The organism is Streptomyces sp. NPDC004838, from assembly GCF_053600955.1.
Window position 1 is genome coordinate 265955 of the sequence record NZ_JBSGAW010000004.1, and the last position, 24882, is coordinate 290836.

General features: G+C 69.5%; 21 protein-coding genes, 1 tRNA gene and 1 pseudogene. 8 read left to right on the forward strand and 15 right to left on the reverse strand.

The genetic code is table 11. From position 1 onward, the window contains the following. The first annotated feature begins 19 nt into the window (after positions 1–19). Entirely contained in the window at positions 20–1324 is a 1305-nt protein-coding gene (locus tag ACWEFL_RS07180) for an FHA domain-containing protein (RefSeq protein ID WP_451708610.1), read from the forward strand. A 100-nt stretch (positions 1325–1424) separates the two neighbouring features. Here ACWEFL_RS07180 and ACWEFL_RS07185 read toward each other — a convergent pair whose 3' ends face one another. Next, positions 1425–2411: a methyltransferase domain-containing protein gene (locus ACWEFL_RS07185; RefSeq protein WP_451708613.1), complete on the reverse strand. Its 987-nt coding sequence runs from the start codon at positions 2409–2411 to the stop codon at positions 1425–1427. Between the two features lie 305 nt (positions 2412–2716). Here ACWEFL_RS07185 and ACWEFL_RS07190 point away from each other — a divergent pair, with 305 nt between their 5' ends. Further along, positions 2717–3121: a globin gene (locus tag ACWEFL_RS07190; RefSeq protein ID WP_451708615.1), complete on the forward strand. Its 405-nt coding sequence runs from the start codon at positions 2717–2719 to the stop codon at positions 3119–3121. 100 nt (positions 3122–3221) lie between these two features. On the opposite strand, the gene ACWEFL_RS07195 is transcribed toward ACWEFL_RS07190, so the two are convergent. The 8 genes from ACWEFL_RS07195 to ACWEFL_RS07230 all read right to left on the reverse strand — a co-directional run bounded on the left by ACWEFL_RS07195 (position 3222) and on the right by ACWEFL_RS07230 (position 13776). Then, entirely contained in the window at positions 3222–3986 is a 765-nt protein-coding gene (locus tag ACWEFL_RS07195) for an IclR family transcriptional regulator (protein ID WP_451708618.1), read from the reverse strand. Positions 3987–4162: 176 nt separating this feature from the next. After that, on the reverse strand, positions 4163–4843 hold the full coding sequence (locus ACWEFL_RS07200; protein ID WP_451708621.1) for a hypothetical protein: 681 nt from the start codon (positions 4841–4843) through the stop codon (positions 4163–4165). Continuing rightward, entirely contained in the window at positions 4840–5280 is a 441-nt protein-coding gene (locus ACWEFL_RS07205) for an acyl-CoA thioesterase (RefSeq protein WP_451708623.1), read from the reverse strand. Before ACWEFL_RS07205 ends, ACWEFL_RS07200 begins: the two co-directional genes overlap by 4 nt. 16 nt (positions 5281–5296) lie before the next feature. Next, positions 5297–6961 carry an energy-dependent translational throttle protein EttA gene (gene ettA / locus ACWEFL_RS07210; protein ID WP_451708625.1) on the reverse strand — a complete coding sequence of 555 codons (1665 nt, stop codon included), beginning with the start codon at positions 6959–6961 and terminating at the stop codon, positions 5297–5299. Between the two features lie 587 nt (positions 6962–7548). Further along, positions 7549–8925, reverse strand: coding sequence for a Cys-Gln thioester bond-forming surface protein (locus tag ACWEFL_RS07215; RefSeq protein WP_451708628.1), 1377 nt, complete (start codon positions 8923–8925; stop codon positions 7549–7551). Between the two features lie 557 nt (positions 8926–9482). Further along, a complete protein-coding gene (locus ACWEFL_RS07220) occupies positions 9483–10016 on the reverse strand; it encodes a single-stranded DNA-binding protein (protein WP_451708631.1) in 534 nt (177 codons plus the stop codon). 113 nt (positions 10017–10129) lie between these two features. Continuing rightward, the gene (locus tag ACWEFL_RS07225) at positions 10130–11779 is read right to left on the reverse strand and encodes a GTPase (RefSeq protein ID WP_451708853.1); all 1650 of its coding nucleotides are present in this window, start codon (positions 11777–11779) and stop codon (positions 10130–10132) included. Positions 11780–12165: 386 nt separating this feature from the next. Further along, positions 12166–13776 carry a dynamin family protein gene (locus ACWEFL_RS07230; RefSeq protein WP_451708854.1) on the reverse strand — a complete coding sequence of 537 codons (1611 nt, stop codon included), beginning with the start codon at positions 13774–13776 and terminating at the stop codon, positions 12166–12168. 309 nt (positions 13777–14085) lie between these two features. Between ACWEFL_RS07230 and ACWEFL_RS07235 the strand changes: the two genes are divergently transcribed. Beyond that, positions 14086–14158, forward strand: a tRNA-Arg gene (locus tag ACWEFL_RS07235). 373 nt (positions 14159–14531) lie between these two features. After that, positions 14532–16064 (forward strand): CBS domain-containing protein, encoded by a 1533-nt coding sequence (locus tag ACWEFL_RS07240; RefSeq protein ID WP_451708633.1) that lies wholly within the window; start codon positions 14532–14534, stop codon positions 16062–16064. A 32-nt stretch (positions 16065–16096) separates the two neighbouring features. Here the strand turns inward: ACWEFL_RS07240 and ACWEFL_RS07245 are convergent. Next, positions 16097–16744, reverse strand: a pseudogene (locus ACWEFL_RS07245) (serine/threonine protein kinase); the annotation flags it as partial. 374 nt (positions 16745–17118) lie between these two features. On the opposite strand from ACWEFL_RS07245, the gene ACWEFL_RS07250 reads away from it, so the two are divergent. The 3 genes from ACWEFL_RS07250 (at position 17119) to ACWEFL_RS07260 (ending at position 19447) form a co-directional block, all read left to right on the forward strand. Then, on the forward strand, positions 17119–17556 hold the full coding sequence (locus ACWEFL_RS07250) for a hypothetical protein (protein WP_451708636.1): 438 nt from the start codon (positions 17119–17121) through the stop codon (positions 17554–17556). 50 nt (positions 17557–17606) lie between these two features. Next, positions 17607–18749, forward strand: coding sequence for a Fic family protein (locus ACWEFL_RS07255; RefSeq protein WP_451708638.1), 1143 nt, complete (start codon positions 17607–17609; stop codon positions 18747–18749). A 224-nt stretch (positions 18750–18973) separates the two neighbouring features. Further along, positions 18974–19447, forward strand: a complete 474-nt coding sequence (locus ACWEFL_RS07260) for a DUF3375 family protein (RefSeq protein ID WP_451708857.1) — start codon at positions 18974–18976, stop codon at positions 19445–19447. A 173-nt stretch (positions 19448–19620) separates the two neighbouring features. Here the strand turns inward: ACWEFL_RS07260 and ACWEFL_RS07265 are convergent, their stop codons facing one another. From ACWEFL_RS07265 to ACWEFL_RS07280, 4 genes are all read right to left on the reverse strand, one after another. Further along, positions 19621–19995 carry a hypothetical protein gene (locus ACWEFL_RS07265; protein ID WP_451708641.1) on the reverse strand — a complete coding sequence of 125 codons (375 nt, stop codon included), beginning with the start codon at positions 19993–19995 and terminating at the stop codon, positions 19621–19623. Positions 19996–20791: 796 nt separating this feature from the next. Beyond that, the gene (locus ACWEFL_RS07270; RefSeq protein ID WP_451708643.1) at positions 20792–21004 is read right to left on the reverse strand and encodes a hypothetical protein; all 213 of its coding nucleotides are present in this window, start codon (positions 21002–21004) and stop codon (positions 20792–20794) included. 610 nt (positions 21005–21614) lie between these two features. Further along, entirely contained in the window at positions 21615–22283 is a 669-nt protein-coding gene (locus ACWEFL_RS07275; protein ID WP_451708646.1) for a tyrosine-type recombinase/integrase, read from the reverse strand. Between the two features lie 749 nt (positions 22284–23032). Beyond that, positions 23033–23509: a hypothetical protein gene (locus ACWEFL_RS07280; protein ID WP_451708649.1), complete on the reverse strand. Its 477-nt coding sequence runs from the start codon at positions 23507–23509 to the stop codon at positions 23033–23035. Between the two features lie 301 nt (positions 23510–23810). Here ACWEFL_RS07280 and ACWEFL_RS07285 point away from each other — a divergent pair, with 301 nt between their 5' ends. Then, positions 23811–24257 (forward strand): hypothetical protein, encoded by a 447-nt coding sequence (locus ACWEFL_RS07285; RefSeq protein WP_451708652.1) that lies wholly within the window; start codon positions 23811–23813, stop codon positions 24255–24257. Between the two features lie 79 nt (positions 24258–24336). Here ACWEFL_RS07285 and ACWEFL_RS07290 read toward each other — a convergent pair whose 3' ends face one another. Then, positions 24337–24816: a hypothetical protein gene (locus ACWEFL_RS07290; protein ID WP_451708654.1), complete on the reverse strand. Its 480-nt coding sequence runs from the start codon at positions 24814–24816 to the stop codon at positions 24337–24339. Between the last annotated feature and the right edge of the window lie 66 nt (positions 24817–24882).

Sequence of the window (24882 nt, forward strand, 5' to 3'; positions counted from 1 at the left end):
GAGAGGGGGAGGCGCCTCCATGCCGACCTGCCCGAACGGACACCAGTCGGGTTCCGACGACTGGTGCGAGGTCTGTGGCCACCGTATGGCCGGCCCGGGCGCTCCGGCGGGGGCCGTACCGCCGCCCCCTCCGCCCCGGCCCGGCTACGGCTATCCGGGCCCCGGAGACTCGAACGCCACCGCCCAGGCCGAGCTGTGCCCGCAGTGCCGTACCCCGCGTGAGGCGATGGCACCGTACTGCGAGGAGTGCAGGTACAACTTCCTGACGCATACGGCGACCTCGTACACACCGCTGGCTCCGGCGCCGCAGTCCCCGGGCCTGAACCTCCCGGCGGGCTTCACCAACCAGCCGCCGCCGCCCCGTCCGCCGGGTCCCGGTCCCCAGGGTCCTGGCCCCGGTCCCGGTCCTGGCCAGGGGCCAGGACCGCAGCACGATCCGTACGACTACCAGAGTTCGCGCCCCTCGCAGCTGAACCGACCCGCCGAGCCGCTGCACGGGCCGCCGCAGGAGCCGCCGGCGCATCCGTCGCCGCATCCGTCGTTCCAGCAGGGGCCGCCCTCGTTCCCGGGCGGTCCGGATCCCCGCGGCCATCAGGGACCGGAGCAGCAGAGCGCTCAGCCGTATCAGCAGCAGTCGGCTCCCCCGGCCCCGCCGGGACCCCGGCAGACGGTCGGCGCGGACGACTGGATGCTGTCCCCGCCCGAGCAGACCCAGTCGCCGCAGGCCCCTCCGGTGCAGGGTCCCGGGCAGCAGGGCCCCCCGCCGTACCAGCAGCAGCCGATGCCTCCGCAGTACGGCCGGCAAGGGCCCGGCCACGGTCAGGGACAGGGACAGGGACAGGGACAGGGACAAGGCTATGGGCACGGTCAGGGCCCCGGTCCCGGCCAGCACCAGTCGCCGCCCTCGTATCAGCATCCGGGAAACTGGACCGCCGTCATCGGGCCGGACCGCGAGTACTTCCTGGCCATGATGCAGCGCAGCGGCCCGGACGCGAGCGGCCTGAATCTGCCCGCGTACTCCCCCGAGCAGCGTCTCGCGCTCGTCGGCAACCAGGTCACCATCGGCCGCCGCCGTGTCACCACCGGGGAGTCGCCCGACATCGATCTGTCCGTACCGCCGGAGGATCCGGGCGTCTCGCACAAGCACGCCGTGCTGGTGCAGCAGCCGGACGGTTCCTGGGCGGTCGTCGACCAGAACTCGACGAACGGCACCACCCTCAACGGCGCGGAGGACCCGATCCAGCCCTATGTCCCGGTCCCGCTCAACGACGGTGACCGGGTCCATGTCGGGGCCTGGACGACGATCACGATCCGTCGAGGCTAAAGCCGAGGCTGAGGCCGCTGCTGCTCGCGATCTGTCGAGGCTGAGGCTGAGGCCGGGGCTACGGCGGGGGGCTACGGCCGGGGACCGGAGCGCCGGGCTCTCAGGACTGTCCCGGTCCCAGCGGCCAGAGGTAGGGCCCGCCGGGATCGTCCAGCCACGCCCACTGGTGACGCCCGCTCACGGTGATCCCGAACCGGTCCCGGCGCGGGCGTCCCTCGCGTTCCCACAGGGACAGGGCCTCGCGGGGATCGAGGCTTCCCGCGGTCAGGGTCAGCATGAAGCGGAAGAGATCGTTCTCGATCGCCCGCCTGGGCAGCCCCCCGACTCGCCCCTGCGGTGCCGCGTCAGCGCCGCGCAGGGGCACGAAGTAGGCGGAGGTCCGCAGGAACCGCCCCTCCGCGAAGCGGCCCCGGCTGTCGTCGCGCACCCGGAGCGAGATCAGCCCGGTGGAGAGCGGTGCGAGAATCCGCGCGTCGGGGCGGCACTGCGGCAGCCAGTCGTACGGAATCGACGGCAGGGTGCAGGTGGCGATGATCCGGTCGAAGGGCGCGCGGCCGGGGCAGCCCCGGGCGCCGTTCCCGGTGACGACGGCCGGACGGTAGCCCGCCGCCGCCAGATGTACGCGCGCCGATTCCGTGATCTCGGGGTCGACGTCGATGGTCGTCACATGCTCGTCGCCGAGCCGGTGGCAGAGCAGCGCCGCGTTGTAGCCGGTGCCCGCGCCGATCTCCAGGACGTCGTTCCCGTACCCCACCTCCAGCGCCTCCAGCATCCTCGCCATCAGGGACGGCTGGCTGCTGGAGGAGATCAGTTCGCCGTCGCGCACACGGGTGGCGAGCGGGCCGTCGTAGTACGCGCCCCGCAGCCACCGCTCCCGGCGGATGGGATCGGGGTCCTCGTTCCACAGCCGCTCGTAGAAGCCTGCCCGGTTGGCGTAGTAGTACGGCACGAACAGATGCCGGGGCACCTCCTCGAACGCGAGCCGCCAGGCGGGGTCGGTCAGCCCTCCGTCGGCCGCTATCACCCGCACCATCGCCCGGCGCGCCTCGTCGGCGGGCTCGGCATACCGTTCCAGGTGCGTACTCATACCTCCACTGTGCTGCGCTGCCGCCGCGGAGGCGAGCACCCGTGCCATGCGGAGCGCCGGAACCGGCCGGGTCGGGTCGGGCCGGAAGGGCAGGTCCAGGGTCTGCCGTTCGGAACAGGCCGGATCAGGGAGCGGGCTCTGGTGACGCGCGCCGCATGGCGGCGGAGGAATCCGTGCGGTGGGGGCACCTCCGTGAGCCGCCGGGCCCAGGGGGAGCGCGGTGCCAGGCACCCGAGCCCGGCCGGATCCGAACGAGAGGTCCTAGGCCCCGAGTCCTCGTCCGGTCCGTCTGAGACCATGGAGCGGTGACTGAGATTCCGCGCGGCACCCTTCAGGAGCAGACCTTCTACGAGCAGGTCGGCGGCGAGGAAACCTTCCGTCGTCTCGTCCACCGCTTCTACGAGGGTGTCGCCGACGACCCGCTGCTGCGGCCGATGTACCCGGAGGAGGACCTGGGACCGGCCGAGGACCGGTTCGCGCTCTTCCTGATGCAGTACTGGGGCGGCCCCCGCACCTACAACGAGACCCGCGGCCACCCCCGGCTGCGGATGCGGCACGTGCCGTTCCGGGTCGACCGGGCCGCGCACGACGCCTGGCTGAAGCACATGCGCGTCGCCGTCGACGAGCTGGAGCTGGCTCCGGAGCACGAGGAGCAGCTGTGGAAGTACCTCACGTATGCGGCCGCCTCCATGGTGAACACCATCGAGTAAGGGCTGTCCCTGGCGGCGCGAGATCAGAGCGGAGCCGGGGCCGGACGCGGGCCCGGCGTCCGGGCCGGGCAGCCGCCGACCTACACGCGCAACACGGACGTCAGCCGCCGTAGCCCATGCGCCGGGACAGCTCCTCCGCCACCGCCATGGTCCGCTTGGCGACCTTCGGCAGCAGTTCCTCGCCGAGCCGGTAGGCCGGGCCCGACACACTGAGCGCTCCGGTCGCGGTCCCGTCGTAGGAGTGGACCGGCGCGGCGACCGCGTTCAGCCCGGTCTCCAGCTCTTCGACGACGATCGCGTACCCCTGCTCGACGCTCTCGCGCAGCGAGATGTCCAGCGCGGCGGGCGAGGTGATCGTGTGCTCGGTGAAACGCTCCAGACCGGCCGCGAGCAGCCGCTTCCTGACAGCGGCCGGAGCATGCGCGAGCAGCACCTTTCCACTGGAGGTGGCATGCAGCGGGGTGCGGCGGCCGAGCCAGTTGTACGTGGTGACCGAGGCGGCTCCGCGCGCCTGGGCGACATTGACCGCGGCGTCGTCCTCCAGGACCGCGATATTGACGGTCTCGCCCACCTCGTCGGCGAGTTCACGGCAGAGGGACGCGCCCTCCTGGGTGATGTCGAGCCGGACGGCCGCGGCGCCCGCCAGCCGGAGCATCCCCGCACCGAGACGGTACTTGCCGCGCTCCTTGGACTGGGAGACCAGGCCCCGGTTCTCCAGCGCCCCCAGCAGCCGGAACGCGGTGGACTTGTGCACCCCCAACTCGTCGGCGATCTCCGTGACACCGGCCTCACCGTGTCTGGCCAGGCTCTCCAGCACGCTCACGGCCCTGTCCACCGACTGCACGGCGCTGGCCTTCTCCGTCATCCCGTCATCCCGTCATCCCCGTCGTCCCCGTGTCCTCGTCCACCGGCCGGTGCCTCAGCGGCTCACGTCCCGCACACCGCTGTAGGCATGACGCCAGGCGCGGCGCGCGGCCGGCCCGTCCGGTCCTGTCCCGGCGTGCTTTCACGTGCTTGTGCGCATGCCCATATGGGTGGACGTCAACCCGTTCCGGTGCGGACGACACTCAATCCGCCGAGACCGGCCATCCGTACGGCGATGGACCCGAAGGGGGTACGCAGTCTGAGCCATGAACCGCTGGACAGCAGCGCGACGGGAACGCCGGGCGGGAGAAATCCGAGGGAGTGCGCGGCATGGACGGCCCGCAGCGGCAGGGGCGTCCCGGCGACGGTGCGCGACCAGATCTCGCGTCCGATCCGGTCGCGTTCGGCGCGGACACGGCGTTCGGGGGGCAGTTGCTCGTCCCGGACGCGGAATTCGGCGACGGCGGCGGTGACGGCGTCGCGCATCTCGGTGATGTGCGGCAGCCCGGGAAGCTCGCGCCAGCCCCCTCGCGGCGGCAGAACCCCCGCCCACGGGGGCCCGGTCACGGGTCCGGGAACGGTGAACCCGGAACCGCTTATCCCCTCGAGCAGCTCACCGGCGGAGACGGTGACGTCCAGTGCGAGGGGTGCGTCGAGCCGTGCCGTACGGATCGCCAGCACCTCGAAGGACGGCGGGCGGCCGAAGACGGCGAGGCTCGGCGCGGGGCCCTCCGCGCCACCCGCCTGGAGCCGGACGGCGGCGGCGCGGTCGTAGTGCAGCAACCGGGCAAGGAAGGCGGTGAGATCCTCCGCCTCCCTCGTGTCGGCGAAATGCGGACTCCGCACGGGCGCGCTCATGCGACGAGCGCGCCTTCGTCGGCATCCTCCATGAATCGCCGGAGGTAGGACTTCTCCTCCGCGCTGATCCGTCGCGGACGGGCCGCCTCCAGGTTGTACGGGACGACGACGGTCGAGGCCCGCACATAGACCTCGGAGGAGCCTTCGGCCTCCTTGACCTCGTACGCGATGGTCAGCGAGGCCGCGTTGATCCGCGTCACCCATGACTCGATGATCACCGGCTCGTGCCGGTGGACCAGCGGGCGCACATAGTCGATCTCGTGGCGCGCCACGACCGACCCCCCGGAGAACGAAGGGGAGCCGTCCCCCGGCTGGAGCCGGAACATGAAGTCGATGCGCGCCTCTTCCAGATACCGGAGGAAGACGACGTTGTTGACATGCCCGAAGGCGTCCATGTCGGACCAGCGGAGGGGGCAGCGGTAGACGTGCCGGGCCATGGGTGTCTCAGCTCTCTCAGCCTCGGGTGAGCTTCTTGTACGTGGCACGGTGCGGGCGGGCCGCGTCCGGGCCGAGACGCTCGACCTTGTTCTTCTCGTACGACTCGAAGTTGCCCTCGAACCAGAACCACTTGGAGTCGCCCTCGTACGCGAGGATGTGCGTCGCCACCCGGTCCAGGAACCAGCGGTCGTGGGAGACGACCACCGCCGCGCCGGGGAACTCCAGCAGCGCGTTCTCCAGCGAGGAGAGCGTCTCGACGTCGAGGTCGTTGGTGGGCTCGTCCAGGAGGAGGAGGTTTCCGCCCTGCTTGAGGGTGAGCGCGAGGTTCAGCCGGTTGCGCTCACCGCCGGAGAGGACGCCGGCGGGCTTCTGCTGGTCCGGGCCCTTGAATCCGAAGGCGGAGACATAGGCGCGGGACGGCATCTCGACCTGGCCGACGTTGATGTAGTCCAGTTCGTCGGAGACCACGGCCCACAGGGACTTCTTGGGGTCGATGTTGGCGCGGCTCTGGTCGACGTAACTGATCTTGACGGTGTCGCCGACCTTGATCGCGCCGGAGTCGGGCTCCTCCAGTCCCTGGATCATCTTGAACAGGGTGGTCTTGCCGGCGCCGTTCGGGCCGATGACGCCGACGATGCCGTTGCGCGGGAGGGTGAAGCTGAGGTTGTCGATGAGGAGCTTCTCGCCGAAGCCCTTGGAGAGGTTGTCGACCTCGACGACGACGCTGCCCAGGCGGGGGCCCGGCGGGATCTGGATCTCCTCGAAGTCCAGCTTCCGCATCTTGTCGGCTTCGGCGGCCATCTCCTCGTAACGCGCGAGACGTGCCTTCGACTTGGCCTGCCGTCCCTTGGCGTTGGAGCGGACCCACTCCAGCTCTTCCTTGAGCCGCTTGGCGCGCTTGGCGTCCTTCTGGCCCTCGACCTTGAGACGGGCCTGCTTGGACTCCAGGTAGGTGGAGTAGTTGCCCTCGTAGCCGATGGCGCGGCCGCGGTCGAGTTCGAGGATCCAGCCGGCGACGTTGTCGAGGAAGTACCGGTCGTGGGTGATGGCGACGACGGTGCCCGCGTACTTGGCGAGGTGCGCTTCCAGCCACTGCACGGACTCGGCGTCCAGGTGGTTGGTGGGCTCGTCGAGGAGGAGCAGGTCGGGGGCTTCGAGCAGCAGCTTGCACAGGGCGACGCGGCGCTTCTCACCACCGGAGAGGTTGGTGACGGGCCAGTCGCCCGGCGGGCAGCCGAGCGCGTCCATGGCCTGCTCCAGCTGGGCGTCGAGGTCCCAGGCGTTGGCGTGGTCCAGCTCCTCCTGGAGCTTGCCCATCTCGTCGAGCAGCGCGTCGGAGTAGTCGGTGGCCATCTGCTCGGCGATCTCGTTGAACCGGTCGAGCTTGCCCTTGATCTCGGCCACTCCGCCCTGGACGTTCTCCAGCACGGTCTTGGACTCGTCGAGCGGCGGCTCCTGCAGCAGGATGCCGACCGTGTATCCGGGCGACAGGAACGCGTCGCCGTTGGACGGCTGCTCCAGTCCGGCCATGATCTTCAGCACGGTGGACTTACCGGCGCCGTTCGGGCCGACCACACCGATCTTCGCACCGGGCAGGAAGCTCAGCGTCACGTCATCGAGGATGACCTTGTCGCCGTGCGCCTTGCGCGCTTTGCGCATCGTGTAGATGTACTCAGCCAAGAGAAACCGTCCGGCAAGGTAGGTGGGTGGGCAGAGGTACATCCCATCTTGCCGTACGTCCATCCCCCGACGGAAACCGGTAACGGTGGTGCGGGGCGGAGGCGGGGACGGGTCTCAGGGCCACACGGTCTCCCGCGCCCCGCGGCGGTGCCTCCCGCGGCCGGGTACGGGTCTTCCACGGCAGGAGCGGATGCGCCCGGACGCGCGGGTGCGGCGGAGCTGACGCCCTCTGGACGGCGAACGGTGCCGGACACCCGGATGGCCGCGGCCGATGGACGGCGGACGGCCGCGGACGGCCAGGGGCCGACGGCGAACGGGCGGCGTCAGGCGGGGGACGGCAGGCGCGGGGACGGCGGCGGCAGCCGGGGAACAGCCCACGGCCGGAACGGACCGGGCCGCGGAACCACCCGGCGGCTCACGCACGACGGCTCGGAACACGGGACCGACGCACGACGCACAGCGCACGACGCACAGCGGACCACGCGCAACGGATCATCGACAGCGGACCACGGACAGCGGACGGCCCCGGCGCGGTGTCGCGTCCGGGGCCGTCGTCAGCGCGGGGGTGACCCTGCGCTCAGGAGTGCCTACTCTCCGGTGGACACCTTCTTCTTACGGAGGAAGAAGACCGCGCCGCCGCCCAGTGCCACGAGGGCGATGGCGATGCCCGCGATCATCGGGGTGGCGTTGGAGCTGCCGGTCGCGGCCAGGTCGCCGCCGCCGGTGGTGGAGGTGCCGCCGCTCGTGGAGCTGCCGCCGGCCGAAGCGGGGGTCGGCTCCGAGGGGTTCTCCGGGTCCGGGTTGGGGTTCGGGCTGGGAGGGCTGGTCTTGCAGTCCAGCACGCCCTTGAAGTTCTCCTTGAACCCTTCGGGACCGGTGATGGTGATGTCGTACGCCTGGTCCTCGGCGACCGGGACGGTCACCGTCTTCGAGCCGCCGGCCGGGATGGTGTGCTCCTGACCCGCCAGCGTGAAGGTGAAGGGCTCGTCACCCTTGTTGGAGGCGGTGACGTCGACGCCGCCCTTGTCACAGTTCTTCTTGGCGGTGACGGCCGGAACCGCACCGGTCTTCGCCCAGGTCGCCGTCGCGTTCGCGGTGACCGTGGACTGGCTGGAGCCCGCGAGGATCATCGTCTGGCTCTTGGTGATGGCCGAGACGAACGCGCGGCCCACGGGCACGGGCGTGGCAGCCTGCGCCGTCAGCGTCGCGGAGCCGTCGGGCGCATCGGCCGGAACGTCGAAGAAGACCTTCGAGCCGTTCGCGCCGGAGGTGACCGGCTTGCCGGCCTCGTCGACGAGCTTGACCCCGGCGGATATCGCGTCCGCCGAGAGCGCCAGGGGCGCCTGGGCCGCGTTCGTGCTGACGGTCACCGGGCCGAGGCGGCTGCCCGGCTTACCGGAGACCGCGTTCGGGGTGAGGCTGAGGGAAGCCTTCGGCTCCTCCAGGTTGGTGGCCTTCTCTTCCAGGTAGTCCGCGAGCTTCTCCGCGTTCTCGTCCTCCGCGGTGACCTTCACGTTGTCGGAGTAGCGCCAGATGGCCACCTGCGTACCGGCGGCGGCGGTCTTCTCCGTGAGCGGTCCGGTGCCGGCCTTCTCGGCGAGTGCCGCCAGGTCGTCCACCTGCGGGTAGGAGTTCTGGAGGATCCAGTGGATCTTCCCGGCGTTCTTGTTGTCGTTGAGGGACGTCTGGCTCCAGGGGGTCTCCTGGTACTTCGCGTTGTCCCGCGTCGGGTTGTAGATGTCGATGCAGTACGTCTTCAGTTTGCCGCCGCCCTCGACGGTCATCTCGAAGACACCGGCAGGCATGGTCTGAGGCTTCGACTCACCCTCCCAGTAGATCAGTGCGTCGTCGAAAGTCTTCAGTCCGTCGAGCGTGGCGACCGCGCCGCCCTGATGCTGGTCCCCGTCGGCGGCGACGGCGGCTCCCGCACCGGTCAGAGCGCCCGTCGCGACGAGACCCGTCACCGCGACCGCGGCGGCTATGCGACGAGCGGTGGATCGCCTGCGTCCAACGGACGCAGAGAACTTGGAAAACACAGAAATCCCCTCCGAGCGAGGCCATTCGCGGTGTGACGCGTGAGGAGTGTGCCTCGCCTACTGACTCAAGTGCCCCGTGAGTATCGGGAAATCCTATAAACGCATCGCGGCGTCGTCCCCAGTCATACCGTCAGATAACCGTTCCGACTCGGAATCGTTATCCCTGATGCCCTCACCGAGCACTGCGCCTATTTCTGAATCGACAAATCCCCTCACTTCGACGATGAACCGGGCGCGAACCGCCGGTCGAAGAAGCCCTGATCACACCTTTTATCGGTGCATGCCGGATACCAGCCGCGACCGAACCTCGACCAGTCCGACCAGGCCGACCAGTCCGACCAGGCCGCGACCAGACCATTGACGGATCACCGCGAACCCAGATGAAACCGGCTCAACAGGGCTGTATGACAGTCGGCTTGAGCCGGTGCGGGCGACCGTGTCCGGCCCCGGATCCGGCCGACGGCGCTATCAGGACCCCGCCCCGCTCAGGGCACGGCGACCGGAACGGCCTTACTCCCCAAGGAACTTGTCCCGCCCGTGGCCGCCGGACGCGCAGCCCCGGTCCACTCCCCCGCCGCGGCATCATGCGCCCCTGCTCCCGTTGCATGCGGCAACTGCTCGGCCGTCGGATTCGGCACCGACTTCGCGCCCCGCCGAAAAGCCGAAGTCCCGCGGGTCAGATCGTGCCCGACCGCCACCGCCTCGATGTCCACAAAGGTCTTCCGCGGCCCGTCCCGCATATCGCCGTAACCGTCCCGGTCGCTCTCACGCACCTTCAGCCGGCCGTGAACGACAAGTGGATCACCGACCGAGACGGAACCCGCGAGATTCGCCGCGAGCGCCCGCCAGGCGAAGACCGTGTAAAAGCTGGTGTGCCCGTCTGTCCAGGTCTCGGTCTGCCGGTCCCAGCGCCTCGGCGTCACCGCCATTCTGAAACGCGACATTCCGCCCGTCGCGCTCTCGCGATACTCCACAATCGTGGCGGCATTGCCCACCAAAGTCACCATGGTGTCCTGCATGGAGACCACCTCCCCGTCCCGTCGTCCAGTCGGTCAGTCGATCCGGCCGCCCCATTCGTTCGGCCGGATCTCCATGCTGGACGGGATGGTGGAATCCCGCTGAAGCCTGTGGACTACCGCGCCACTGTGGAAAACCCCGTCACCCCTGTGCCCCGCCCGCCACGGGAGCCCGTCCGCGAACCGGCCGCGACCGTGGCGTACTGCTCCCGTACCTCCCGGTACCGCATCAACTCCCCCGCGATCGGATCGAGGACCATCGCCCGCCCGCACCCGGCCGCCGCCTCCCGCAGCCGCCGTTGGGCTTCCAGCCCGTACCGTCGCGCGGGCCCTCGCACGGCTGCCGTACACGCCCACTCGACCAGCGGTCCGCCCACGATCCCCGCGAGCATCAACAGCGCGGGGAACACCAGCCCCGGCTCCAGAACACCGATGATCTGACCCACCAGCCACAATCCACCGTAGATCTGAAGAAGCGTCATCGACGCCTGGGTCAGCACCGCGGCCGGCCACCACGCGGGCCGCAAGGGCAGCTTCGCCGTCGTCTCCGCCTCACGCGCCGCCAGTACGTCGAGCGCCTCCGGCAGCCCATCGGCTCCCCGCACAGCCGCCTCGCGCACCGCCTGGGCCCAGGGCGCGGGCAGCCCGGACGCCGCCTCGTCCGCGACCGTGCGCACCGCCTGTTCGACCCGCTGGCGTGCCGTGGGCTCCTCCTCCACCGGGGTGGCGTCGGCGCACGCCCCGCTCCCCGGCGTACGCATGCGCTCGTACCAGCGCCACAGCCGCAGCCAAGGCGTTCCGCACGCCCTGCCGGCGTGTCTGCGCCACTCGCGCTCGGCCGCGTCGCCGACCGCCTGCGCTCCGACCGCTTCCGCCAGCCGGACCGCGAACTCCTCGCGCGCTCTTTCGTCGAGACCGGTCCGGCCCTCGGCGACGTACGCCGAACGCAGTTCGAACGCCGCCGCGTCCACATCGGCCGAGAGCCGACGCGCGGCGGCCGTCCTCTCCTGTGCGAACGCGCCGATCACGTCCCGCAGTTCGTCGACGCCCTCACCGGTGAGAGCGGACAGCGCGAGCACGGTCGCTCCGGGCTCGCCGTGCTCGCCGAGCGCCATGCCGTCCTCGTCCAGGAGTCTGCGCAGATCGTCGAGAACCTGGTCGGCGGCTTCGCCGGGCAGCCGGTCCACCTGGTTGAGTACGACGAAGGTGACCTCCGCATGGCCCGCCAGCGGGCGCAGATACCTCTCATGCAGGGCTGCGTCCGCGTACTTCTCCGGATCGACGACCCAGATCACCGCGTCCACCAGCGCCAGCACCCGGTCCACCTGCTCCCGGTGCCTCACCATCGCCGAGTCGTGGTCGGGCAGATCGATCAGGACGAGGCCGGACAGTTCCTCGGACCCGCCCGCGAGCGGGCGGCGGCGCAGCCTCGGCGGGATCGCGAGCCGGTCGAGCAGCCCGGCCGCGCCCTCCGACCAGGCGCACGCGATCGGCGCGGAGGTGGTGGGCCTGCGCAGGCCGGTCTCGGAGAGGGGCACCTGGGCGAGTGCGTTGAAGAGGGTGGACTTGCCGCTTCCGGTGGCGCCGGCGATGGCGACGACGGTGTGCCGCGACGACAGACGCTGCCGGGCCGCGGCCTCGTCCAGTACGCGCCCGGCTTCCGCGAGCGCGCCGCTCTCCAGTCTCGTACGGGAGAGGCCGACGAGTGCGCGCAGTGCGTCGAGGCGGGTCCGCAGCGGTCCGCCATAGGTGCCGCCGATCGGCATGTGCTCCTCATCCGGCCCGCCGCCGTCGTCGACGCGCTCCGGCCTGGCCCTGTCCGGCCCTGCCGACCCGGTCAGCTCGGGCCGGGCCCCCTTCGGCCGGGTCGGCTCCGACCTGACCGTCTCCGGTCCGGCTGTCTCCAGCCCGGCTGCCTCCGGTCCGGTGATGCGCCGGGCGATCAGCCCGTCGTCCCAGCGGCCGTTCGGGGCACGCCCAGCATGCCCGGCACGCCCGGCGAACTCACCACTCGCGTGCCCAGCGCCGCCTCCGTTCCCGGCAACGGCACCCGCAGCGGCACCGGCACCGGCACCCGCAGCAGCACCGCGGCCGTTCAGCGCGCTCCAGCCGTTCCGCGCGCCGGTCTCGTTCTCGTCGCCGATGATGGCGGTCACCGCCCTCTCCTCGCCTTCTGCAGTACGGACAGCGCGGCGATCAGCTCTGCCTGTGGCTCCGGGGACACCTCAAGGGCGTCGAGCGGTGCGAGCCGGCCGTCGCGTTCGGTGTTCAGCACGCCGTCGATGTACCTCGTCATCAGCTCTCCGCCCCTGTCGCGCAGCCGTAGCGCCGCGTGCGCTCCGATCCGCTCGGCGAGCTGCTCCCCCGCGCCACGGGCCCGCCGCCCGCCGAGCAGGGCGGCGGCGACCAGCGCCGCCACGGTCTCGGTGTCGGGCGCGGCGGTCATCTCCAGGCCGCGCACCTCCTCCTCCGCCAGTTCCTCCAGCTCCCGCCGCCACCGGCGCACGGCGATGCCGATCCGCCCGGCCGCCTCCGGATCCGGCCGCCCCGCGAAGGTGACGCCGCCCGCGCCGGGTTCGCGCCGCCAGGCGTCCTGGACACGCTCGGCGGCGGCGGCGACGGCGCACTGCACCAGCGCGCAGAGGCTGTCGGCGAGTGCGTCCAGGAGTTCGCCCGCGGAGCTGTCGCGTGGAAATCCGCGCCATCGCGTCCGGGCGTCCCCTGCGAGTACCGCACCCGCTTTGAGCTGCCGGTTCAGCCGTTCGCGCTCCTTCTCGTACGCCTCTTCGACGACCGCCATGAGCCGTACGGTCGCGGCGTACTGCCCGGCGGCGGCCGCGGCCAGCTCCGGCATCCGCGCGTTGAGCGAGTCGATCACGCCCGTCGCCGTACGCCCGAGGGCCTGCTGCCGAGCGGCCGGGTCCTGCACCCGCTGGGTCAGCCAGGCGAACAGCGGCGCCACGGCGGTGGTGGGCAGCAGTCCGCTGCCGCCGCCCGCCGACTCGGGCAGCTCGGGGATGGTGAACCGGGGCACGTCGCCGAGTCCGGCCTTGGTCAGCAGGGCCGCGTACTGCCGCGAGACATCCGCGATCACCTGGTGCGGAACCCGGTCGAGCACGGTGATCACGGTGGCGTCGTACTCCTTCGCGGTCCGCAGCAGATGCCACGGCACGGCGTCCGCGTACCGTGACGCGGTCGTCACCATCACCCACACGTCGGCGGCGCAGATCAGCTGGGCGGCGAGCAGACGGTTGTCGACGACGAGGGAATCGATGTCGGGCGCGTCGAGGAGCGCGAGCCCACGGGGCAGGGCGGACGCCTTCTCGATCCGCAGCTCGTTCCTTCCGGCGGATCCGGGGGCGCGTTCCGTCTCTTCCTCGCTCTCCTCCTGATGCGGCAGCCATACGCGGGTGAGCTGGGGCAGGACCCGCATCCCGGCGAACCAGTGATGGTCGTCCGGATGGCATACGAGGACGGGCGTACGGGTGGTCGGCCGCAGCACCCCCGCCTCGCTGACCCGCTTCCCCACGAGCGAATTGACCAGCGTGGACTTCCCGGCCCCGGTGGACCCCCCGACCACGGCGAGCAGCGGCGCGCCGGGGTTTCTGAGCCGGGGCACCAGATAGTCGTCGAGCTGCGCGAGCAATTCGACACGCGTCTGCCTCGCCCGGGGCGTGCCGGGAAGCGGCAGGGGCAGACGCACGGCGGCGACACGGTCGCGGAGGGCGGTAAGTGCGTCGATCAACTGAGGCCGTGCATCCAAGGTCACCACATGCGAAGAATGCCTAATTTTGGCGGCTTTTTGAAGCGTATGGGCATGTCTGCGCGCCGATCGGACAGACGGGACAGATGGGACGAGTGGGGCGCAGGCATAACGAGTGCACAACACCCAGCACGCGAGACGTGAAAAGCGATGCAGGAATCGCACCTGCCTGCGATTATCGGTTCGCTTCACCGAACCTACACATCAAGCCACGCAGGCGAAGCAACCGGGACAAGGCGATCGGAGCCCTATCCTTGTCCCCGGCAAGGCCACGGACCCGCGGGTTCCGGCGGCCATGGCCGTCATCCGGCCCCCGTAGCTCAGTGGATAGAGCAGGCGCCTTCTAAGCGCTTGGCCGCAGGTTCGAGTCCTGCCGGGGGCGCACATTTATGCAGGTCAGAGCCTTTTCAGCCCTTCACGAAGTCACTCGCGGAGGGCTTTTTCATAGCCCGTGAGGCGGATTTTGTACTGATATGCACCCTCGATTGAGGCGCTGTGTCCCACATACGTCCCCCGGCTGAGGCGGCAACATTCGCCCAACCGCACCTGGCCAGGGAGTCGCTCCTGGTCAGAGCCGTACTGATGGCCCATCGGCCAAGAACAGGACAGGCGTCAAAACGGCACCCGCCCAGTTCTCGACTGCTGGCTCGATCTGCTCGACGCCTGTTCTCACGCCGCCGCGCGCACGTAGATTCAACCCCGACGCGAGCCGCCCGATGTGGATGCGGCTGGAAGGCCAAACGGGGCGGGGAACCATGGTCAGGGCTTGGACGGTCCGCGGGGGCCAGTACGGAGAGCGCGAAGAGCAGGCGCTTGACGAGGGCGTGGTGATCGCCGGCTGGGAGGAGGTCGGCGACCTGAGCGGCTGCGCATCGATCGCCGATGTGGGGGATGTTCTGGCTCGGGCCTATCCGGATGAGCTGCCCGGCAGGGTGGACAACTGGAAGCACCAGCTGTGGCGCTTCATCACGATGGAGACCGGGGACCTAGTCGTGATGCCCCGGAAGTTCCTGGGGGTCGTCGCCATCGGGCGACTGTCCGGCGATTACGAGTACCGGAGCGAGGCAGCCCCCGGCTTCCGGCACACGCGCAAGGTGGAGTGGGTGCGCACTCAGATCGAGCGTGCCGCGATCGGTGGGGACCTCCGCGACAGCATCGGCGCATTCCTGACCGTGAGCGAGCTGCGACGCCGTGACGCGGCACACCGCGTCGAGACACTGGCGCAGACTGGTGTCGACCCGGGCTACAAGGGCGCCGTGGAGCCGCCTGCGGACCCCGAGGCGCTGGAGCAGGACGTGCGCGACGAGGGCACCCGACAGCTGACCGCCCGGGACCTGATCGGCCTGTGGGGCTGGCAGAGGCGCACCGGCGATGTCATCGACCTTGTCGACCGGGAGCTGGCGGCTCGCGGTCTGCAGGTGGCCCCGCACTTCACGGAGGTCCAGCTCGACGGCCTGATCACGGTCTCCGCGGAGGAGACCACACTGACGGGAGAGGCGGCTCAGGAGCCTCCGGGGACAGACCTTGGCCACACGCCCACAAGGGCCGCAGGCGAGGATCTGAGTCGCCACTGGCGCATCGGCAGCCTCCCCTTTGCCCGAGACGTGGTCACAGTCGGCTTCGACGAACCGCTCAGCCGAGCCATCACCCGCATGGTTCAGGGTGACTTCTCGCAGCTTCCGGTAGTGAACCGGAACAACGTGCTGCGCGGGGTCGTCACCTGGGAGAGCATCGCGCGTGCCCAATTGGGGCATCGCGGCACCACCATAGCGGCAGCTCTGGATCCTCATCCGCTTACCGCTCAGGAGCAGGAGGAGCTGTTCGTCCGCATCGACGACATTCAGCGTCACGGATTCCTGATCGTCACCGACGGCGACAATCTCGTCCTGGGGATCCTCACCGCGTCCGATCTGGCCGACCAGCTCAAGCTCCGGGTGGAACCGTTCATTCTTCTCGGCGAGGCGGAACGGCGGCTGCGCCGCCTCACCGACCGGCTGCCCGTGGACGAGCTGCCCACCGGTTCGGGTGTGCGCAGGACGCGCGCCACGGGCAAATACCTCACCCTCGGCCAGTACCCGGAAGTCCTCAAGGACGACGCCTGCTGGGCACGGCTGGCATGGCCGTACGAGCAGGACGATCTCGTCCGCCGCGTCACCGCCGTCAAGGACTACCGGAACGAACTCGCTCACTGGGACATGGACGCCCCGGAGACGAAGACCGAGGCCCTGACGGAGACCAAGCAACTGCTGAGCCTGCTGAAACTGATCGACCACGACCCGCGGCCCTGACTGTCTGAATCGCCCTGGGCCGGGCCTACCTGTCAAGCTTCCGGCCCGGGGTGGTAAAGGCCGAGTTCTATCAACGCGAGCGCTTCGGCAATCTCGACGGCCAACTCGTCCTCCGGTCCACTGACCAGGACGACATCCTGGTACAGCGGCGCCAGTACCTCCTTGGCCTCTGCAGTCCGTCCCAGGGCAAGCAGCAACATCCCGATGTTGTGTCGGAGTTCCACAGCTTCTTCGCTCGCGTCTCTGTCAACGGCGCGTACGACCGCAAGCACTTCCCTCAGCTGCGCCAGCGCGTCGGTGACCATGCCGAGTTCGGCGCGGCACCGTGCGGCTTGGGCACGGCAGGCACGGGCTTGCTCGCTGGTCGGCCCGGCAATGCGGGCATACACGTCGGCGAGGGTGTCGAACTCGGGTCGCGCGGCACGGTAGTCACCGCCGAGAAGACGCACGGCGGCGCGCTGTCTGCGCAGCGCCAGTACGGCCTTGTTCTCGGGGCCGAGCACGCGGGCCGCCGGTTCGATGACCTCGCCGAGCACGTCGACGGCCTGCGCGAACCGGTCTTCCTGAATGAGGTGGTCCGCTTGGTCGTAGGCGGCCTTGATGTCCTCCCGAAGCCGGGCCGGGACGGGCATGGGCTGCGGCAGGACAGGAGTCGGCCCATCGGCAGCGGGGGAGGAACTCACCGGGCGCCGCGACCAGACTCATGAGGTCGCCGCCCGCCTTTCCGAAGACACCCACGCACACCTTCAGGATCTGTTCCGCGAAGCACGCGAGGAGATCAGCCGATGAACGCCGTCAACACCCTGCTCCACGAGATCCAGACCCTGCTCGCCGGCCCCGGAGTCTCCTACACCTCCGCCTCCCAGCCCTGGGACGTCTACGAGGGGTACCTCTTCTCCCTGGCGACCTCCACCGCTCCCTGGCAACCTCCACCGCCAGCAGCCTGGGAGCCTCCGTCCACCACAGGGACGTCGACGGGAACGACGTCAACAACCTGGTGTTCCGCACCAGCCCCGGCCAGCTCTAAAGCACCACGCACCCGTACACCCACGCCGTGGTGGAATTCGACCGCGCCCGGGCCCTGGAGGTGCACCTCGGCGTTCAGGTCCAGGGGAACTCCGGCGTACTGCACGAGTGCGATGTCCTGATCCTGCCCGCCGACGAGGCGGCACTCTCCCGGCAGATCCGGATGGCGCCGCGGGGCAACAAGTGTCTGCTGGCCATCGAGTGCAAGTACTACACCGCCGGTCCGGTCAGCATCGGCCACGCACGCAATTTCGAAGGGCTGCACAACGACCTGCGGACCGCCCGGAACCTGTTCGTCTCCAACACCGGAGCGCCGAGCATGGTCAAGTACCTCTCCGCCCGCAAGCGCGGATACGAGCGGGAAGTCGTGCCGGCCAATGTCAACACGGTCGGTTACACGCGTGGCCAGATCCGCGAGGCGTTCAAGATCTACCTCGGGAAGACCGCTCCGTCCACGGTGATCTGATCCAAGCGCGCCCGCTTGACTTAATGACACAATTATCATGTCATGGAGTCATGCTGTACGTAACACCCCTCCTGGATGCCGACGACCAGCGGGCCCTCGACGAGATCGAGAGTATGCGCCGCTCCCTGCGCCACATGCTCCGGGCCACCCCCCGCTGGACCCGCCAGCTGCGCCGCAACCTCACCGCCCGCGCGATCGCCGGATCGAACACCATCGAGGGGTACGCCGCGACGGTCGACGACGTGGAAGCCCTCATGTCCGGCGAGGAACCCCTGGAGACCGGGGAGAAAACGCGCGCCGAGCTGGAGGGCTATCAGCGTGGCATGACCTACATCCAGGCGCTCGCCGACGCCGGAGACGGCTTCCGCTACGACGCTGGCCTGCTCAACGGTCTGCACTTCATGCTGCAAGGCCACCACCTCGACAAGCGCCCCGGCCGCTGGCGCGACGGGCCCGTCTATGTCACCAGCCCCGACGACCCGCTGGTCCCCGCCTACACCGCTCCGGACCAGGCGGTCGTTCCCGCTCTGATGTCGGAGTTCATCGACTGGCTCAACGACGGCGACCTCGACGCCCCCGTCCACGTCCGCGCTTCCATGGCCCACCTCAACCTCGTCAAGATCCACCCGTGGAAGGACGGCAACGGGCGCATGTCGCGCGCCCTGTCCACCCTGGTGTTCTCCCGCGAGGCTCTGATGCCACCCGAGTTCTCGTCCATCGAGGAATGGCTCGGCCGGGGACAGAACACGTATGCCTACTACCAGGTCCTGGAGGACGTAGGCGGCCCTATCTGGAGTCCGGAGCGGGACACCCGGCCCTGGATCCGGTTCTGTCTGACCGCCCACCACCGCCAGGCGCAGCAGGCCCAGCGGCGCTTCGACGTGATGTCGCGAGCTTGGACCCGCCTGGTCGAAGGCGTCGAGGCCGCCGGTTTGGACGAGCGGGTCGTCTACGCCTTGCTGCCCGCGTTCTCGGACGCGAAGGTCCGCCGCACCGTTTACCAGCAGGACGCCGACCTCAGCGACCAGCAAGCCATCCGCGACATCCGGGAGCTCGTCGCCCGCGGCTGGCTTGTCCCCCACGGCAAGGCCCGCGCCCGCTACTACGCCCCCGGGCCCCTTATGGATCCAGTCCGGGACGAGATCCGCCAGTCCATGGAGCCGTACACCGATCCCTACCGGCGCCAGCACTGACCTGGCCCGCCCCGCCATCCCGACTGGTGAACATGCTGGTCCGGCTGCGCAAGCACCATCCGGCATGGCGGCTGCTGCCGGCGGAGGCGAACTTCCGGGACCTAGATCGGGAACTTCGCCAGCGGATTGCGGTGTGGGGCGGGGCGGGGCCAAGGGCGAGCTAGTCGACGCTGTCCGGGCTGCCGGGCTGCCGGGCTGCCGGGCTGCCGGGCTGCCGGGAGAGCATCTCCGAGTCGGACCAAGGCCGCAGCTTCCAAACGTTCTACGACTTCCTGTTGTCCTACCGGCGCCAGGAAGAACTGAAGCACCGACTGGCCGAGGTCGAAACCATGGACACGATCGGTCAGCCGGATCCGTGGGTGCGGCGCAGGCCCCACGCCTGGCTGCACGCCACCGAACGCACACAGGCGACGGTGCGGCAGCTGTCCGAGCAGTTGCGACGGTTCCTCGACGACCGCGTCTGGTCGGAGGACCGCCGCGTCATGGAGTTGATGAGCGGCATCGAAGCACGCGCCGCCACCCTGCGGGACGTGCCCGTGGATCTGGTCACGGAGATCGACGCCATGGCTCCGACCATCACACTCCCGATGGAGCGCTTGCTCTACACACCGGTTACCCGGACTCCGACCGACAGCACCGACAGCCAGGCCGACGAGGGTAGTTCGCCGTCTCCGCGTTGTACGAGGCCGTCTACGTAGACCCGGCCCGGCTGACTGTCGTGGAACGAGCGCTGGCAGATCAGGCGCAGGTCTCGCTGTCGGCGCTTGTGCGCGCGGCCCGCTGGAACAGGAACGGATCCACTTCGCCGCACTCCGATCGGCACTGGCGGAGTGGAGGGATAGATGCACACCTTCCCGTGCTGCGGTGGGGTTCACGCCGCCATAGAACTCATCGGGGTATCGCGCATCTGGTCGAGCCGCTTCCGTAGATCCTCTTCCTGCCCGCTGATGCACTGCGTGTACGTGGCGAACAGCATGGCCACACTGGTGCCAGCCCACTCGGCCACCTGAGCGGGCGGAATGCCGTGGCTCAGCCAGGTCGTCAGGCAGGCGTGCCGAAGGTCGTACACGCGCCGTCCCGTCGGTGATGCGTAGACGTGCGGTGGCAAGATCGCATTGCGGGCGTGGTCCCACGTTCGCCGGTAGACGGAGCCCGCGAGGACACCGCCATGCTCCCCAGGAAAGAGGCGGTCGCCGGGAAGCAGACCCGCATCCTGAATGCGCGCCCGCAGGATGCGGACGAGCACAGGAGGGCACGGCACTATGCGCGTTGCGCCCTCTGCTCTCCCTTTCAGGTGCCGCTGGTCGTGCCGGGTTCCGCTGTCGGTCCACGTACGCCCGATCTCGGGCTCGGCAGCGTGCACCACGATCTCGGCCCGCTGGCCCTCCCCCCGAACCGGGCACGACAAGGTCTGACACGCGCAGCGCGACAGCCTCCTCCGGTCGCAGCCCCAGGAAGTACAGCGCGGCGAAGAACGCGTGCAGCCTTTGTCCGCCTCGCGGTCGATTCCGTATCCAGTCGAGTAGCTGCGCCTGCTGTGCATTGAGCAGACGACGTCGGTCAATCGCGCCAGCCGTGTGCAGCGTGAGGTTCCGTCTCTCGGCCAGCGGACCGGACACCAGAATCCCGCGCGCGATCGCATACCTCATCACCAGATGCAGAACCCACCGATGCCGCTTCACGAATGAGGCCGCCGCTCGTCTACCGTCAAGCAGCGTTCCCAGCACCAGCAGCACGTCCTGAACCATGAGCGGATCAGTCCAGGAGTCCATAGTCGGCGTGTGCCGCCGCACCCAACCAAGTACCGCGACGGTGTCCTCCGGCGCACCATCACGGCGGCCGGTATTGAAGGCCCAGCCGCTCAGCGCCGTACGAACCACGTGAGACGGGACGCCGGGTGGATCCCGTTCCATCAGCGCGGTGGTGACGATCACCAACGTGCGAGCAGTGTTCTTCCGGTGATTCGCTGACACGCGCGGCCACTGGGCATCCGCGAACTGGACAGCGAAGTCGTACCACCCGACCGAGGAAGCTCTCGGCTCCTACCGCTCCGGCAAGCCGGTCGACATGTTGAACAGCTCGCCGGTGTGCGTCGCGGTCACCAGCTCCGCCCGGAAACCGTCGGCCAGTGCGAACGTCTGGAACGACTTGCGATGGCGCTTTCCGCCGACGGACCAACGGACCCCATAGGGCTCGCGAAGCCTTCCGGATCCCTTCTCGATCGGCCAGACCCTGACGTCAAAGGTGGTATCCATTGTCAGCGCCTCGATCCGGTCCTGCCAGCCGCGGGCCCGCCTCGCCCGCGGGAGCCAACCCACTTCCGGGCTTACGACAAGGCTCTACCTCAATGGTCCCACCGGCGCCGGGCTGGCAAGATCGTCCCACATGCGTCCCACACAGAAGCTGACGATGCATCACTAAGCAACAAAAAATGCAGGTCAGACCGCTGGAGGTACAACCAAACTGAGTGTCTTCTAAGCGCTTGGCCGCAGGTTCGAGTCCCGCCGGGGCACCACCACCATACCCCCAATCAAGGCACTAAAGCCCAGGTCAGAGGGGGTGGCGCCACACCTCAGCACGTGAGGCGAGCAGGCCCCCGTGGCCTGATGTCCGGCTGACACCGGCCGAATCCGGGTCTCTACGGGTGTCCGTCCCACAGAATCGGACCCCCGAGCCCCTCCCGGGCGACACAACGAAGCCGCCCCGACCCCGCTTTCACAGAGTTGGGGCCGCTCGTCAGGCCACGACTGGTTGACGGTCTTCAGCGTCTTCCAGGTTCTTCAGGATCCCGACCACGTCTCCATCGATGCAGCGCACATAGGTGCTCAGGAGCACCTGAACGCTATTGCCCGCCCACTCGGCCACCTACGCTGACGGAGTGCCGCGGTTGAGCCAAGTAGCGAGACAGGTGTGATGCAGGTCATAAACCCGCTTGCCGGTCGGGGTCTCCTGCTCCCGCTCCGAAAGCACCGCCTCACGCGCCTTCACCCAGACCCGTCGGAGCACCGATCCCGCGAGCATGCCGCCCTTCTCACCCGGAAAGAGGAGGTCGGTCTCCCCCAACTTGTACTCCTTGATCACCGCGCGGAGCATGCGGACGAGGACGGGCCGGATGGGGACGACGCGCATATCGCCCTCGCCGCGCCCCTTGAGCCACCGTCGCTCGTGAACCGTACGGGTGTCGGTCCACTGACTTCCGACTTCCGGCTGAGCTCCATGAGCCAGGAACTGACCCCAGCCGGTCTCCGGCAGCGTCGCGTCCCCGACACGAAGGGCGCTGGCCTCCTCTGGGCGCAGGCCAGCGTAGTAGGTGGCGAAGAAGGCACGGTAGAGGGATCCTCGCCGGAGGCGCCTGCCGATCCAGTCCAGAATCGTCGCTACGTGGTCGCGACTGAGGAGACGCTGCTTATCGACGGAGTCCGCCACCTTCGGCGAGGTGCGGCTCTTACCCTTAGGGAGCGGATCGCGCTGCAGGTAGCCATGTCGGACGGCGTAGATCATGACGAGGTTCATGATGCGGTCGTTCCGCTTCACCGAACTGGATTTCATCCTTCGGCGGCGTCCGGGGACGCCCGCGGGGGTGCGGCGAGCCGTTGACCAGCCACTGGACCGGACTGCCGGCGGTCGTGTGGGATGGCGGGATGAGCGGACGGCGGGGGCGCGCGGTGGCGGTGGTCGTGGCGTGCGGGGTGGCTCTCGCAGGCTGCGGGGACGGGGACGGCTTCGCGGACCTCGCGGTCGTCCTCACCTCCGACGGCGCGGTCCCCGCGCCCGGCGTCCTCTGGGGCGTCCCGGCGGGCTCGCCGGGACGCCCAGCCGGCTCCCCGGGCTCGACGGCGGGGCGGACTCCCCGGTCCTCCGGACCGGTGACTTCGACGGCGACGGGGCAGCCGGACCTCGCCGTGGGCTCCCCCACCCGCATCGAGGTCCGGTTCGGTCCGCTCACCGGGCGCGCGGCCGACCGCGCGCGACCCGCGCCTGGACCCCGCCGTCGGCTGCCGCCGGCGGGCCGGGCTGCTGCATGTACGCCCTCGCGGCCCTGCTCTCGACGCGGCGAAAGCCCGTCCCCGCCCGCGAGCGCCCGGCCCGGATCATCGCCGGCGGCGACTTCGGCGGCCCGGACCAGCTCGTCCTCACGCGATGTTCACTTCCGCGTCTGCAACGTGAAGAACGGCGTCGTGTCCGGCTGCGGAGCGCTGAGCTGACACGGACCTCACCGCCCTCACCCTTCGCGGGTGGGGGCGGTTTCGTCATGCACGGGGCCAGGGGCCAGCGACGGTGGATCAAGCCCACACCGTGACGGTCGGCGAGCAGGTCTGCCAGGTTCCCTTCACGACGCACACCTGCAGGATGTATTCGTTGCCCTCGGGGAGATTGCCCGATTTCTCGTCCGTCCACGGAGAGCTGTGGCCCCGGGTGGACGCGACCCGGCCTGTGCTGAGGTACGCCTCGACGCCGTATCCGTCAGGCATGAGGTCCTGTACACCCAGGGTGTCCCCGGGCAGGCTTCCCAGGGGGTCCTGACGCCAGTAGCCCTGCCCGGCGTACACCCTGCCCCTGGTCGTGTTGAAGATGCTGTAGCCCCTCTCAAAGCCGTCGTCGAAGAACGCGAACTCGAAGCTGTTGTGGGCGCTGGCGGGGGTTGCTCCGGTCATGATGGTCGTGGCTGCGAGGGCGAGGCTTCCGGCGGCGGCACCGAGGATTCCGCTGAGGCGGTGTCTGGCGGTCGGCTGGGTGGCGGTGTTCCTGGTTTTCCGCATGGTGGTGCTCCCTGTGGGCTCAGTTCAGGGGTGGACAATCCACAGAGTGAGACCCGTCAGTTGGGCCGTCCAGGGGTGACGGACGCACATGGCGCGGGATGAACAGGCCCAGTGGCGCGGAATGGTAGGGAAGAGAACCGCCCCACTCTTCGGGCGGTTTCGTCATGTCCTGGTGCGCTGTTCTCTGTCCGCCTGTGCAGGGATCGGCAAGAGCCGTGCGGGGATCGTCATGGAGTTCCGCCTGCGGCACTCCCACTCTGGTGATCTACGGGAGACCACCCCCGAAACCAGGGAGATACCCATGCGCAGACCCGAACGGTCAAGGTCGCGGCTCGCCCTCATCGCTGTGGCGGCGGCCCTCACGTCTGTGACCGCCCAGGCACCCGCCAGCGCCGACGCGACCGGTGCCCAGGCGTCGCGCACCGGGGCCAGCTACGGCACCTGCTGGATCGGGGAAGCCGATTTCACCTACAACGCCGACGGCGTCCACCAGGGCTATCAGAGCTACGACACGGACGGTACCGGGTACGTCACCCAGGGCGTCAACTGCAACTCCTGGATCGACTCGGGTGTGCTTCAGTGGTCCGGCTACCGGTGGCGGTCAGGCGCGTGGCATCACTTCGGATGGACGCAGCCGCCCCATTCCTTCGGCTACTACGACCTGTACATGAACGACGCGCGTGACGTGCACTTCCGGGTCTGCAACGTGAAGAACGGCGTCGTGTCCGGCTGCGGAGCAGTGGCCTGACCGACCCCGACACCCCCCGCCGTCCTCCCATCCGCCTCGCGCGGAAGGGAGGGCGGTTTCGTCGTGTGCCGGGCCGGGCTCAGCGGTGGTGGACGTAGGCGGTCACGGCCTCACGGAGCACGGTGTGCGCGTCGCGGGATCGTTCGCGACCGATGTCCAGCGCCGCCTCGACGTCCGCCGCGAATTGGTTGTCGACGGGCTCTCCGAGCCGGATGTCGGACAGGTCGATCGCGGACCAGGCGGCTGCCTCGGATGCCTGTATCAGGGCTGGATCCGCGGTGGCGAGGGCGAGCCGGTCCCGGGCGCGGGTGACCTCGCTGCGGGCGCGGTAGACGGTGGCTCGGTCGGTGGGGTCGGGCTCGCCGGCCCGGATGGAGTCGACGCGGAGCCAGTAGATCTCGCGATAGGCGAGCACGGCGTCCAGCAGTGCGCCGGCGGCCGCGGCGACCTCTTGGCGGTGCTGCTGGGCCCGTGTGCGGCGCTCGGTGAGGAGTTGGGTGGAGGACGCGAGGGTGACGCCGGCGAGGGTGCCGAGGACGGCGATGAGGGTGGACCACATGGGTGGGGACGGTACGGGCACGGTGCGGGGATCGTCGCCGGATCGGAGGATCTGTCAGAAATCTGT

Coding starts and splice junctions, on each gene's coding strand:
- ACWEFL_RS07180 (WP_451708610.1), top strand. CDS start 20: ATGCCGACCTGCCCGAACGGACACCAGTCGGGTTCCGACGACTGGTGC.
- ACWEFL_RS07185 (WP_451708613.1), bottom strand. CDS start 2,411: ATGAGTACGCACCTGGAACGGTATGCCGAGCCCGCCGACGAGGCGCGC.
- ACWEFL_RS07195 (WP_451708618.1), bottom strand. CDS start 3,986: ATGACGGAGAAGGCCAGCGCCGTGCAGTCGGTGGACAGGGCCGTGAGC.
- ACWEFL_RS07200 (WP_451708621.1), bottom strand. CDS start 4,843: ATGAGCGCGCCCGTGCGGAGTCCGCATTTCGCCGACACGAGGGAGGCG.
- ACWEFL_RS07205 (WP_451708623.1), bottom strand. CDS start 5,280: ATGGCCCGGCACGTCTACCGCTGCCCCCTCCGCTGGTCCGACATGGAC.
- ACWEFL_RS07220 (WP_451708631.1), bottom strand. CDS start 10,016: ATGCAGGACACCATGGTGACTTTGGTGGGCAATGCCGCCACGATTGTG.
- ACWEFL_RS07225 (WP_451708853.1), bottom strand. CDS start 11,779: ATGCCGATCGGCGGCACCTATGGCGGACCGCTGCGGACCCGCCTCGAC.
- ACWEFL_RS07240 (WP_451708633.1), top strand. CDS start 14,532: ATGGTCAGGGCTTGGACGGTCCGCGGGGGCCAGTACGGAGAGCGCGAA.
- ACWEFL_RS07255 (WP_451708638.1), top strand. CDS start 17,607: ATGCTGTACGTAACACCCCTCCTGGATGCCGACGACCAGCGGGCCCTC.
- ACWEFL_RS07270 (WP_451708643.1), bottom strand. CDS start 21,004: ATGGATACCACCTTTGACGTCAGGGTCTGGCCGATCGAGAAGGGATCC.
- ACWEFL_RS07280 (WP_451708649.1), bottom strand. CDS start 23,509: ATGCGGAAAACCAGGAACACCGCCACCCAGCCGACCGCCAGACACCGC.
- ACWEFL_RS07285 (WP_451708652.1), top strand. CDS start 23,811: ATGCGCAGACCCGAACGGTCAAGGTCGCGGCTCGCCCTCATCGCTGTG.
- ACWEFL_RS07290 (WP_451708654.1), bottom strand. CDS start 24,816: ATGTGGTCCACCCTCATCGCCGTCCTCGGCACCCTCGCCGGCGTCACC.